The sequence below is a fragment of the Aquabacterium sp. genome (assembly GCF_044226965.1).
Taxonomy (GTDB): Bacteria; Pseudomonadota; Gammaproteobacteria; order Burkholderiales; family Burkholderiaceae_C; genus Pseudaquabacterium.
Genome location: NZ_JBGAGA010000010.1, coordinates 74,285 through 86,811 on the forward strand (window position 1 = coordinate 74,285; position 12,527 = coordinate 86,811).

At 64.9% G+C, this 12,527-nt stretch carries 8 protein-coding genes and 4 tRNA genes; 11 read left to right on the forward strand and 1 reads right to left on the reverse strand.

The genetic code is table 11. From position 1 onward, the window contains the following. The first annotated feature begins 6 nt into the window (after window positions 1-6). The 9 genes from ACILR4_RS06895 to ACILR4_RS06935 all read left to right on the forward strand — a co-directional run bounded on the left by ACILR4_RS06895 (window position 7) and on the right by ACILR4_RS06935 (window position 9,791). Window positions 7-3,159, forward strand: coding sequence for an efflux RND transporter permease subunit (locus ACILR4_RS06895; RefSeq protein WP_395700099.1), 3,153 nt, complete (start codon window positions 7-9; stop codon window positions 3,157-3,159). Between the two features lie 78 nt (window positions 3,160-3,237). Then, a tRNA-Leu gene (locus ACILR4_RS06900) sits at window positions 3,238-3,324 on the forward strand. Between the two features lie 25 nt (window positions 3,325-3,349). Next, the gene (tig, locus tag ACILR4_RS06905) at window positions 3,350-4,666 is read left to right on the forward strand and encodes a trigger factor (protein ID WP_395700100.1); all 1,317 of its coding nucleotides are present in this window, start codon (window positions 3,350-3,352) and stop codon (window positions 4,664-4,666) included. Window positions 4,667-4,780: 114 nt separating this feature from the next. Next, entirely contained in the window at window positions 4,781-5,389 is a 609-nt protein-coding gene (clpP, locus tag ACILR4_RS06910; protein ID WP_395700101.1) for an ATP-dependent Clp endopeptidase proteolytic subunit ClpP, read from the forward strand. 120 nt (window positions 5,390-5,509) lie between these two features. Next, window positions 5,510-6,778, forward strand: coding sequence for an ATP-dependent Clp protease ATP-binding subunit ClpX (gene clpX, locus ACILR4_RS06915; protein WP_395700102.1), 1,269 nt, complete (start codon window positions 5,510-5,512; stop codon window positions 6,776-6,778). 89 nt (window positions 6,779-6,867) lie between these two features. Next, window positions 6,868-9,300 (forward strand): endopeptidase La, encoded by a 2,433-nt coding sequence (gene lon / locus ACILR4_RS06920; RefSeq protein WP_395700103.1) that lies wholly within the window; start codon window positions 6,868-6,870, stop codon window positions 9,298-9,300. 95 nt (window positions 9,301-9,395) lie between these two features. Beyond that, window positions 9,396-9,471, forward strand: a tRNA-Gly gene (locus tag ACILR4_RS06925). 75 nt (window positions 9,472-9,546) lie between these two features. After that, window positions 9,547-9,620: transfer RNA gene (locus tag ACILR4_RS06930), tRNA-Cys, on the forward strand. Window positions 9,621-9,700: 80 nt separating this feature from the next. Then, window positions 9,701-9,791: transfer RNA gene (locus ACILR4_RS06935), tRNA-Leu, on the forward strand. Between the two features lie 28 nt (window positions 9,792-9,819). On the opposite strand, the gene murI is transcribed toward ACILR4_RS06935, so the two are convergent. Continuing rightward, entirely contained in the window at window positions 9,820-10,617 is a 798-nt protein-coding gene (gene murI, locus ACILR4_RS06940; protein ID WP_395700104.1) for a glutamate racemase, read from the reverse strand. A 175-nt stretch (window positions 10,618-10,792) separates the two neighbouring features. Here murI and ACILR4_RS06945 point away from each other — a divergent pair, with 175 nt between their 5' ends. Together ACILR4_RS06945 and ACILR4_RS06950 are read left to right on the forward strand one after the other, a co-directional pair. After that, window positions 10,793-11,542 carry an electron transfer flavoprotein subunit beta/FixA family protein gene (locus ACILR4_RS06945; RefSeq protein ID WP_395700105.1) on the forward strand — a complete coding sequence of 250 codons (750 nt, stop codon included), beginning with the start codon at window positions 10,793-10,795 and terminating at the stop codon, window positions 11,540-11,542. Next, entirely contained in the window at window positions 11,542-12,474 is a 933-nt protein-coding gene (locus ACILR4_RS06950; RefSeq protein ID WP_395700106.1) for an electron transfer flavoprotein subunit alpha/FixB family protein, read from the forward strand. The genes ACILR4_RS06945 and ACILR4_RS06950 overlap by 1 nt, the downstream gene beginning before the upstream one ends. The last annotated feature ends 53 nt before the right edge of the window (window positions 12,475-12,527 follow it).

Below are 12,527 nucleotides of genomic sequence, written 5' to 3' on the forward strand. Positions count from 1 at the left end.
GCCACGATGAATGCCACCCCGAACGCGGGCGTCACCGAGTCGCGCTTCAACGTCTCGCGTTGGGCGCTCGAGCATCCGGCGCTAACGCGTTACCTGATGATCGTTCTGCTGATCCTGGGCGTCGCCGCCTACTTCCAGCTGGGGCAGGACGAAGATCCGCCGTTCACCTTCCGCGCCATGGTGGTCCAGGCCTTCTGGCCCGGTGCCAGCGCGCAGCAGATGGCCGACCAGGTCACCGACAAGATCGAGCGCACGCTGCAGGAGGTGCCGTATTCCGATGTCATCCGCAGCTACACCAAGCCCGGCGAATCGCTGACCATCCTGCAGATCAAGGACAGCTCGCCGCCCAAGGAGGTGAGCAACGTCTGGTACCAGGTGCGCAAGCGGGTCGGCGACATGCGCAGCACCCTGCCGGCCGGCGTGATCGGGCCGGTGTTCAATGATGATTTCGGCGATGTCTACGGCTCGATCTATGCGTTGTCGGCCGAAGGGTTCAGCGACGAGGAGCTGCGCGTGTTCGCCGAGCACATCCGCTCGCAGCTGCTGCGCGTGCCGGACGTTGCGAAGGTCGATGTCTTCGGCGCCCAGCCCGAAAAGGTGTTCGTCGAGATCTCGCAGAAGCGCCTGGCGCAGCTGGGCCTGGACATGAACCAGGTGCTGGGCCAGCTCGCGGCCCAGAACGCCGTGGAAGGCGCGGGCGTGCTCGATGCCGGCAGCCAGAACCTGCAGATCCGCGTGGCCGGCGCGTTCAGGTCGATCGACGACCTCAAGCGCTTCCCGATCCGCGGCGTGAATGCCAGCGCCGGCACCGCGGGCACGATCCAGCTGTCCGACATCGCCGAGATTCGCCGCGGCTACGCCGATCCACCGACCACCAAGGTGCGCTACCAGGGCAAGCAGGTCATTGCGCTGGGCATCTCGATGGCCAAAGGCGGCGACATCATCGCGCTGGGCAAGGCGCTGCACGCCAGGATCGACACCATCAAGCAGGAGGTGCCGGCCGGCATCTCGCTGTACCAGATCCAGGACCAGCCGCAGGCGGTGTCGCGCTCGGTCGGCGAATTCGTGCGGGTGCTGATGGAGGCGGTGATCGTCGTGCTGGCGGTCAGCTTCATCAGCCTGGGTCTGCACACCAAGCCGTTCCGCATCGACGTCTGGCCCGGCCTGGTGGTGGCGATCACGATTCCGCTGGTGCTCGCGATCACCTTCGTGACGATGTACTACTGGGGCGTGGGCCTGCACAAGATTTCGCTGGGGTCGTTGATCATCGCGCTGGGCCTGCTGGTGGACGACGCGATCATCGCGGTCGAGATGATGGTGCGCAAGCTCGAGGAGGGCTACGACAAGATGCGCGCCGCGACCTTCGCGTATGACGTGACGTCGATGCCGATGCTGACGGGCACATTGATCACCGCGGCGGGCTTCCTGCCGATCGGCCTGGCGAAGTCGGTCACCGGCGAGTACACCTTCGCAATCTTCGCCGTGACCTCGGCGGCGCTGGTCATCTCGTGGCTTGTCTCCGTGTACTTCGTGCCCTATCTGGGTGCCTGGCTGCTGCACACGCGCAGCAAGGTCGATGGCGAAGCGCACGAGCTGTTCGACACGCCCTTCTACAACCGTTTCCGTCACCTGGTCCACTGGTGCGTGCAGCACCGCTGGGTGACCATTTCATTGACGGTCGGGCTGTTCGGCCTGGGGCTGGTGGGCATGGGCAAGGTGCAGCAGCAGTTCTTCCCGGACTCGAGCCGGCCGGAGATCCTGGTCGACCTGTGGCTGCCGGAGGGGTCGACCTTGCGCGAGACAGAGCTCATCGCCAAGCGCTTCGAAGCCCGCATGATGAAGGAGCCGGGCATCGAGTCGGTGAGCACCTGGGTTGGTAGCGGCGTGCCGCGCTTCTACCTGCCGCTGGACCAGATCTTTCCGCAGAGCAACGTCAGCCAGGCCATCCTGCTGCCCAAGGATCTGGCGGGACGCGAACGCATCCGCAAGGAACTGCCGGCCTTGCTGGCCGCGGAGTTTCCGGAAGTGCGCACCCGCGTGAAGCTGCTGCCGAACGGCCCGCCGGTGCCCTATCCGGTGCAGTTCCGCGTCGTTGGAACCGATGCCGCCACGGTGCGTCAATGGGCTGACCAGGCCAAGGACATCCTGCGTGCGAACCCGAACATGCGCGGCGTCAACGACAACTGGAACGAGCAGGTCAAGGCGCTGCGGCTGGAGGTGGACCAGGACAAGGCGCGAGCCTTGGGCGTGACCAGCCAGGCGATCGCGCAGTCGTCGCGGACCATGCTGTCGGGCATCACCGTGGGCCAGTACCGCGAGGATGACAAGCTGGTCGACATCGTGCTGCGCCAGCCCCTGGAAGAGCGCAACGTGATCACGGACATCGGCAACGCCTACCTGCCCACCGCCAGCGGCAAGGCGATTCCGCTGATGCAGATCGCCAAGGTCGGCCTGGCCTGGGAGCCCGGCGTGCTGTGGCGCGAAGGCCGCAAGTACGCGGTGACGGTGCAGGGTGACGTGGCCGAGGGCATGCAGGGGCCGACGGTGACCAGGCAGGTCTGGCCTCAGCTCGACGAGTTGCGCAAGCGCATGCCGCCTGAATACACGATCCAGATCGCAGGTGCGGTCGAGGAGAGCAGCAAGGGCCAGGGGTCCATTGCCGCCGGCGTGCCAGTGATGCTGTTCATCATCTTCACGCTGCTGATGCTGCAGCTGCAGAGCTTCTCGCGGGCGATGCTCGTGTTCCTGACCGGCCCGCTGGGCCTGGCCGGCATTGCCGCCGCGCTGCTGCTGCTGAACCGGCCCTTCGGGTTCGTGGCGCTGCTCGGCGTGATCGCGCTGATGGGCATGATCATGCGCAACTCGGTGATCCTCATCGATCAGATCGAGCAGGACCGCGCCCGCGGCCTGCCGGCCTGGGACGCCATCGTCGAGGCCGCTGTGCGCCGGTTCCGCCCGATCGTGCTGACGGCCGCGGCGGCCGTGCTGGCAATGATCCCGCTGTCGCGCAGCGTGTTCTGGGGGCCGATGGCCGTCGCCATCATGGGCGGACTGATCGTCGCGACGGCGCTGACGCTGCTGGCCTTGCCGGCCATGTATGCGGCATGGTTCCGTGTTCGCCGGCCCATGCCGGGTGATTCGCGTCTCGCGGGCAGCTAGAATCGCCGGTTTACCGGATCGCCGTGGGGGAGCCGGAGGTCTGGCTCCCCCAAGCCATTTTGAGCAGACGAATGCGTGGCGCGGGTGGCGAAATTGGTAGACGCACCAGGTTTAGGTCCTGACGCCTTCACGGGCGTGCGGGTTCGAGTCCCGCCCCGCGCACCAGATCCCTTCTTAGACGAGTTCCATCATGGCCGTGACTGTTGAAACCCTCGAAAAGCTCGAACGCCGCATCGTCCTGACCATTGCGGCCAGCGACATCACCTCCGAAGTCGAGAGCCGCTTGAAGAAGCTCTCGCGCACCGTCAAGGCCGACGGCTTCCGCCCCGGCAAGGTGCCGATGTCGGTGGTGGCCCAGCGCTACGGCTACTCGGTGCAATACGAGGTGATGAACGACAAGGTCGGTCAGGCCTTCAGCAGCGCCGCGAACGAAGCGCAGCTGCGCGTGGCTGGCGTGCCCAAGATCACCCAGAAGGAAGAGGCGCCCGAGGGCCAGCTGGCCTTCGATGCCACCTTCGAGGTCTATCCGGAGGTGAAGCTCGGTGACCTGTCCACCGCCGAGGTCGAGCGCGTCACGAGCGAGGTGACCGATGCCGCGATCGACCGCACCGTCGAGATCCTGCGCAAGCAGCGCCGCACCTTCGCGCAGCGCCCTGCGGCCGAAGGCGCGGCAGAAGGCGACCGCGTGACGATCGATTTCGAAGGCAAGATCGACGGCGAGCCGTTCTCCGGTGGCAAGGCCGAGGCCTTCCAGTTCCTGATCGGCGAAGGCCAGATGCTGGAACAGTTCGACAAGGCCGTGCGCGGCATGAAGGTCGGCGAGTCGAAGACCTTTCCGCTGCAATTCCCGGCCGACTATCACGGGAAGGACGTGGCCGGCAAGGAAGCCGACTTCATGGTCACGATGAAGAAGGTCGAAGCCCAGCACCTGCCGGAGGTCGACGAGGCGTTCGTCAAGTCGCTCGGCATTGCCGACGGCACGATCGAGGCCATGCGCGCCGACGTGAAGAAGAACCTCGAGCGCGAAGTGAAGTTCCGCGTGCTGGCCCGCAACAAGGGCGCCGCGATGGACGCGCTGATCAAGGTGGCCGAGCTCGACGTGCCGAAGGCCCTGGTCGATACCGAGGTCGAGCGCATGGGCGAAGCCGCGCGCGAAGACATGAAGCAGCGCGGCGTCAAGGATGCCGACAAGATGCCGCTCACGCCGGACATGCTGCAGCTGTTCCGTCCGCAGGCCGAGCGTCGCGTGCGCCTGGGCCTGGTCGTGGCCGAACTGGTGCGTGCCAACAACCTCCAGGCCAAGCCCGAGCAATTGCAGGCCCACATCGAAGAACTGTCGCAGAGCTACGAGCGCCCGGCCGAAGTGATGCGCTGGTACCTGTCCGACCGCCAGCGCATGGCCGAGGTCGAGGCGGTGGTGATCGAGAACAACGTGACCCAGTTCGTGCTCGAGAAGGCCAAGGTCAGCGACAAGGCGTTGCCCTTCGACGAGCTGATGACCGCCTGATCGAAGCTGCTGCTGCACCGCAGAAAAGGGCGTCTTGCGACGCCCTTTTTCATGCGCTGTGTGGCCTTGGGCGCCGGGACATAATCGGCCGAACCCTTCTTTCCAAGGATCTTCATGAGCGCATCGGAGACGCAGGCGCTGGGCATGGTGCCCATCGTCATCGAACAATCGGGCCGCGGCGAGCGGGCCTACGACATCTACAGCCGGCTGCTGCGCGAACGCATCGTCTTCCTGGTCGGTCCGGTCAATGACGCAACGGCCAATCTGGTCGTGGCTCAGTTGCTGTTCCTGGAAAGCGAAAACCCGGACAAGGACATCTTCCTGTACATCAACTCGCCGGGCGGCAGCGTCAGCGCGGGCCTGTCGATCTACGACACCATGCAGTTCATCAAGCCCGACGTGTCCACCATGTGCATGGGCATGGCGGCCAGCATGGGCTCGTTCCTGCTGATGGCAGGCGCCAAGGGCAAGCGCCTGGCATTGCCGAACTCGAAGATCATGATCCACCAGCCGTCGGGCGGCGCGCAGGGCCAGGCCACCGACATCGAGATCCATGCCCGCGAAATCCTCAAGACCCGCGAGCAGCTCAATCGCATCTACGCCGAGCGCACCGGCCAGACCCTGGACAAGATCGCAGCCGACATGGAGCGCGACTTCTACATGTCGCCCGACGAGGCCAAGGCCTATGGTCTGATCGACCAGGTCCTGGAAAAGCGCGCGTAAGGCCTGCCAACGGCCCGCCTGGGTGTCAAACCCCTGCCTATTCGGGCGAAGCGGGCCGGGCTGCTTGGTCTATCATTGAACCGACACTTTTTGCATTCCGCGCACTGACAAAGCACACCCATGGCCGACAAGAAGGGCGCCTCTGGCGAGAAAGTCCTGTACTGCAGCTTCTGCGGCAAGAGCCAGCATGAGGTGAAGAAACTCATTGCCGGTCCCTCGGTGTTCATCTGCGATGAGTGCATCGAGCTCTGCAACGACATCATCCGCGACGAAGCCCCGGCGGATGGGGGGGCGGAGAAGACCACTCGCTCCGAACTGCCGGCCCCGGCAGAGATCAAGAGCATCCTCGACCAGTACGTGATCGGGCAGGACACTGCCAAGCGCACGCTGGCCGTGGCCGTCTACAACCACTACAAGCGCCTGAAGCACATGGGCGCCGGCGGCAAGGAAGAGGTCGAGCTCACCAAGAGCAACATCTTGTTGATCGGCCCGACCGGTTCCGGCAAGACGCTGCTGGCGCAGACCCTTGCCAAGCTGCTGAACGTGCCCTTCGTGATCGCCGACGCAACGACGCTGACCGAGGCAGGCTACGTCGGCGAGGACGTCGAGAACATCATCCAGAAGCTGCTGCAGAACTGCAACTACGACGTCGATCGCGCGCAGCGCGGCATCGTCTACATCGACGAGATCGACAAGATCAGCCGCAAGGCCGACAACCCTTCGATCACCCGCGATGTGTCGGGCGAGGGCGTGCAGCAGGCCCTGCTGAAGCTGGTCGAAGGCACGATGGCCTCGGTGCCGCCACAGGGCGGCCGCAAGCATCCGAACCAGGACTTCCTGCAGATCGATACGACCAACATCCTGTTCATCTGTGGCGGTGCCTTCGACGGCCTGGAGAAGGTGATCCAGAACCGCACCGAGAAGTCCGGCATCGGCTTTGCCGCCTCTGTGCACAGCAAGACCGAGAAGCGTGCGGCCGACCTTTTCCGCGAGGCCGAGCCGGAGGACCTGATCAAGTTCGGCCTGATTCCGGAACTGGTGGGTCGCCTGCCTGTCGTGGCGACGCTGGGCGAGCTCACCGAGGAGGCGATGGTGCGCATCCTCACCGAGCCGCGCAATGCGTTGGTCAAGCAGTACCAGAAGCTGTTCGGCATGGATGGCGTTGAGCTGGAAGTGCGCCCCTCTGCGCTGTCGGCCATCGCCCGCAAGGCCCTGCAGCGCAAGACTGGCGCCCGCGGCCTGCGTTCGATCATGGAACATGCGCTGATCGACACGATGTTCGACCTGCCCACGCTCGATGGTGTGGCCAAGGTCGTGATCGACGATCACATCATCGAAGAGGGCGCCAAGCCCCTCCTCGTCTATCGGGAACAGAAGGCCAGCGCCTGAAGCGCTGGACCATCGAGGCCTGTCCGCCCGAGCCCCTTGCATTCGTCCGCTCGGGCCTCATGTCGGCCTGAGAAAGAGAGGTCTCCCCCATGTCTGGACATCCCGTTCTTCCGCCGGATCCGATCACGCTGCCGCTGCTGCCGCTGCGCGACGTGGTCGTTTTCCCGCACATGGTCATTCCGTTGTTCGTTGGCCGTCCCAAGTCGATCAAGTCCCTCGAGGCCGCGATGGAAGCGGGTCGCCAGATCATGCTGGTGGCGCAGAAGGCCGCCGGCAAGGATGAGCCCAAGCCCGAGGACATGTTCGAGATCGGTTGCGTCTCGAGCATCCTGCAGATGCTGAAGCTGCCCGACGGCACCGTGAAGGTGCTGGTCGAAGGCGTGCAGCGCGCCGAGACCCGCGAGATCCACGACAACGGTGAACACTTCACCGCCGAGGTCGCGCCGGTGCAGCCCGAAGGCAGCACCTCGCCCGAGGTCGAAGCGCTGCGACGTGCCGTCACGCAGCAGTTCGACCAGTACGTCAAGCTTAACAAGAAGATCCCGCCGGAGATCCTGACCTCGATCGCCGGCATCGACGATCCGGGTCGCCTGGCCGACACGATCGCCGCCCATCTGCCGCTGAAGCTCGAAGCCAAGCAGTCGGTGCTCGATCTGTTCGAGGTCGCCAAGCGGCTCGAGAAGCTGCTCGAACTGCTCGAGCACGAGGTCGACATCCTGCAGGTCGAAAAGCGCATCCGCGGCCGCGTCAAGCGCCAGATGGAGAAGAGCCAGCGCGAGTACTACCTGAACGAGCAGGTCAAGGCGATCCAGAAGGAACTGGGCGACGGCGAGGAAGGTGCCGACCTCGAGGAACTCGAGAAGAAGATCACCGCCGCGCGCATGAGCAAGGAAGCGCGCAAGAAGGCCGAGAACGAGCTGAAGAAGCTCAAGCTGATGTCGCCGATGTCGGCCGAAGCCACGGTGGTGCGCAACTTCATCGATACGCTGGTCGCGCTGCCCTGGAGCAAGAAGAGCAAGATCAAGCACGACCTGCCGCTGGCCGAGAAGGTGCTCAACGAAGACCATTACGGCCTCGACAAGGTCAAGGAACGCATCCTTGAGTACCTCGCGGTGCAGCAGCGCGTCGACAAGGTCAAGGCGCCGATCCTGTGCCTGGTGGGGCCTCCGGGCGTGGGCAAGACTTCGCTCGGCCAGAGCGTTGCGCGCGCCACCGGCCGCAAGTTCGTGCGCATGGCGCTGGGCGGTGTGCGCGACGAAGCCGAGATCCGCGGCCATCGCCGCACCTACATCGGCTCGATGCCGGGCAAGGTGCTGCAGAGCCTGACCAAGGTCGGCGTGCGCAACCCGCTGTTCCTGCTCGACGAGATCGACAAGCTGGGCATGGATTTCCGCGGCGACCCGTCGTCGGCACTGCTCGAGGTGCTCGACCCGGAGCAGAACCATACGTTCAGCGACCACTACGTCGAGGTCGACTTCGACCTCTCGGACGTGATGTTCGTGGCGACCTCGAACTCGATGAACATCCCGCCGGCGCTGCTGGACCGGATGGAGGTCATCCGCCTGTCGGGTTACACCGAGGACGAGAAAGTCAGCATCGCGCAGCGCTACCTGTTGCCGAAGCAGGCCAAGAACAACGGCGTCAAGGACGAGGAGATGGAAGTCACCGAGTCTGCCGTGCGCGGCATCATCCGCTACTACACCCGCGAAGCTGGCGTCCGTTCGCTCGAGCGCGAGATCTCGAAGATCTGCCGCAAGACCGTCAAGAGCATTCAACTCAAGCAGGTTGAAGGCAAGGTCGTCGTCACCGAAGAGAACCTGCACGACTTCCTCGGCGTGCGCAAGTTCGACTTCGGCCGTGCCGAGAAGAAGAACCAGGTTGGTCAGGTCGTCGGCTTGGCATGGACCGAGGTGGGCGGCGACCTGTTGACGATCGAGGCGGCCACGATGCCAGGCAAGGGCGGCACCATCCGCACGGGTTCGCTGGGCGACGTGATGAAGGAGTCGGTCGAGGCCGCGCGCTCGGTGGTGCGCAGCCGTGCCCGCCGCCTGGGCATCAAGGACGAGTTGTTCGAGAAGCGCGACATTCACATCCACGTGCCTGATGGCGCCACGCCGAAGGACGGCCCGAGCGCGGGCATTGCCATGACCACGGCGTTCGTGTCGGCGCTGACCGGCATACCGGTGAAGGCCGATGTCGCGATGACCGGTGAAATCACGCTGCGCGGTGAAGTCACGGCGATCGGTGGCCTGAAGGAAAAGCTCCTGGCGGCGCACCGTGGCGGCATCAAGACGGTGCTGATCCCGGAAGACAACGTCAAGGACCTTCAGGACATCCCGGAGAACGTCAAGAACAACCTCGAGATTGTTCCGGTGCGCTGGATCGAGCGGGTGCTCGAGCGTGCGCTCGAGACCATGCCGCAGGAGCTGCCCGAAGAAGATCCGGCCATCAAGTCCGAAGCTGCGAAGCCTGAGGTCGCCAAGCCGGCGGCTGCGGGTGCTTCGGACGCGTTGCCGCACTGATGAGCTTCAGCAGGCTTGCGGTCAATGATTTTTTCGGTATATACTGCGAGCTTCGCTGAACAGCAATGTGATGCGAAGCAAGACTGAAAAGTCATGCGGGAGTAGCTCAGTTGGTAGAGCGCAACCTTGCCAAGGTTGAGGTCGCGAGTTCGAGACTCGTCTCCCGCTCCAAATCTCGAAGGGAAGCCCAGTGCTTCCCTTTTTTGTCAGAATCGCCAGGGCGATTTCGCCAAGGCATCCGACGACGGCGCGATAGCAAAGCGGTTATGCACCGGATTGCAAATCCGTAGAGCCCGGTTCGACTCCGGGTCGCGCCTCCAAATGCTGTAGCTGCCAATGAGCCCCGCCCCCAGCGGGGCTCATTGCTTTTTTGGCGCCGATAATGCGCCCGCTTTCCAGCGCCCGGATGGCGAAACAGGCAGACGCAGCGGACTTAAAATCCGCCATTCCCGAAACGGAATATGCGGGTTCGATCCCCGCTCCGGGCACCAGTCGCAGACGTGCGTCGTGACTTGCGCGTCAGCAGTCGCGGTGTGTTGCGCGAAGGGGCTCGTGAAGCCATCGCCTCAGCGCCAGATCGAGTGGCCGGGTGTCCCCGGTGGCAATGGCTGTTAGTACTCCTGGTGCCTTGCCTGACGTGGCAGCGGTACCTAACACTGATTGGACGCGGCTGGCGACCGCTTCGCCGGTGTCGAGCAAGTAAACCCCCGGGCCCAGCGCGGCAGCCAGGCGGTCAGCTACCAGAGGGTAGTGGGTACAGCCAAGCACCACCACATCCACCGCTTCCGCGCGCGCCTGTGCGCAAGCCGACTCCACGGCACAGGAAAGCCGGGCGTCGTCTGCCTGCTCGATCGCTTGCGCGAGGTCGGTGCATGGCAGCAGCCGCACGGCACAGTCGCCTGCGTGCAGGTCGATCAGCCGCTGCAGCCGTGCGCTGCGCAAGGTGGCTGGCGTGGCCATCACGGCGATGCGGCCGGCGCGGCTGCGCAGCACAGCAGGCTTGATGCCTGGCTCCACGCCGACGAACGGCACGGTCGGCCATCGGGCCCGCAGGGCCCCTATGGTGTGCATGGTGGCGGTGTTGCAGGCCACCAGAATCAGGCCCGCGCCCTGGGCGAGCAGGTACTCGGTGAGTTGCAGGGCTCGCGCGGTCAACCAGTCTGCCGACTTGTCGCCGTAGGGCAGGTACCGGTTGTCCGCCAGGTAGCTGAGCGCACATCCCGGCAGCCGCTGGCGCAGGCTGCGCAGCACCGAGAGGCCGCCGATGCCGGAATCGAAGATGCCGACATGCGGCGGTGGGATGGCGCTGAGCTGCATCGGGGCAGGAGTCTATCGAGGTGCAAACGGTCACCTGGATGACAGACGACTGGCTTGGCGCACCTAAAATAGCACGATCGTTCGTTTTTCCAGCCTTGGCCTGCCGGCGGAGTGCGCCGACTAGAATTCATCGGTTTACGTCAACGTCAATTCAACCAGTCAGGAGCCACGCGACATGAAGGTATTGGTGCCCGTGAAACGCGTCGTCGACTACAACGTGAAGGTTCGCGTGAAGTCCGACGGCACGGGGGTGGACATCGCCAACGTCAAGATGAGCATGAACCCCTTCGACGAGATCGCTGTCGAAGAGGCCGTGCGACTGAAGGAGAAGGGCGTGGTCACCGAAGTGGTGGCTGTGTCCTGCGGCGTGACGCAGTGCCAGGAGACCCTGCGCACCGCGATGGCGATTGGCGCCGACCGCGCGATCCTGGTCGAGACCGACGTCGAGTTGCAGCCGCTGGCGGTGGCCAAGTTGTTGAAGGCGCTGGTCGACAAGGAGCAGCCGGGGCTGGTGATCCTGGGCAAGCAGGCGATCGACGACGACTGCAACCAGACCGGCCAGATGCTCGCGGCATTGGCCAAGCTGCCGCAGGCCACCTCGGCCAGCAAGGTCGAGATTGCCGACGGCAAGGCGAGGGTAACGCGCGAAGTCGATGGCGGCCTCGAAACGCTGTCGCTGTCGATGCCGGCGGTGGTCACCACCGACCTGCGCCTGAACGAGCCGCGCTACGTGACGCTGCCCAACATCATGAAGGCCAAGAAGAAGCCGCTGGAAACCGTGAAGCCTGCTGATCTGGGCGTCGACGTGACGCCGCGGCTGAAGACGCTGAAGGTCAGCGAGCCGCCCAAGCGCGGCGCCGGTGTCAAGGTGCCCGATGTCGCCACGCTGGTGGCCAAGCTGAAGAACGAAGCGAAGGTGATCTGATGGCTGCTCTTGTCATTGCCGAACACGACAACGCCAGCGTGCGCCCCGCGACGCTGAATGCGGTGACTGCCGCGGCTCAACTGGGCGGCGAGGTGCACGTGCTGGTCGCCGGCCACAATGCTGCGGGTGCGGCTCAGGCCGCGGCCCAGGTGGCCGGCGTCGCCAAGGTGTTGCATGCCGATGCCGCCGGCTTCGAACATGGCCTGGCCGAGAACGTGGCGGCGCAGGTGCTGGCCATCGCTGCGGGCTACAGCCACATCCTGTTCCCGGCCACTGCTTCGGGCAAGAACGTCGCGCCGCGCGTCGCGGCGACGCTCGATGTGGCGCAGATCAGCGACATCACCAAGGTTGTTTCGCCCGATACGTTCGAGCGGCCGATCTACGCCGGCAACGCGATTGCCACGGTGCAGAGCGCCGATGCCACCAAGGTGATCACCGTGCGCACCACCGCCTTCGACGGCGCTGCGGCCAGCGGCGGCAGTGCGGCGGTCGAGAGCCTGGCGGCCGTGGCCGATTCGGGCAGCTCCAGCTTCGTCGGCTCGGAGATCGCCAAGAGCGACCGACCCGAGCTGACGGCGGCCAAGATCATCGTTTCCGGCGGCCGGGCGATGGGCTCGAGCGAGAAGTTCAACGAAGTGTTGACCCCGCTGGCCGACAAGCTCGGCGCCGCGCTGGGCGCCAGCCGGGCCGCTGTCGACGCGGGTTATGCCCCGAACGACTGGCAGGTGGGTCAGACCGGCAAGATCGTCGCGCCGCAGCTGTACATCGCCTGCGGCATCTCGGGCGCGATCCAGCACCTGGCCGGCATGAAGGACTCGAAGGTCATCGTCGCGATCAACAAGGATCCCGAGGCGCCGATCTTCAGCGTTGCCGACTACGGGCTGGAGGCGGACCTGTTCAGTGCCGTGCCCGAGTTGATCAACTCTCTCTGATCGTCTGACGACACACAGGGCGCCCCGATGGCGCCCTTTTTTTGGCTTCCCGG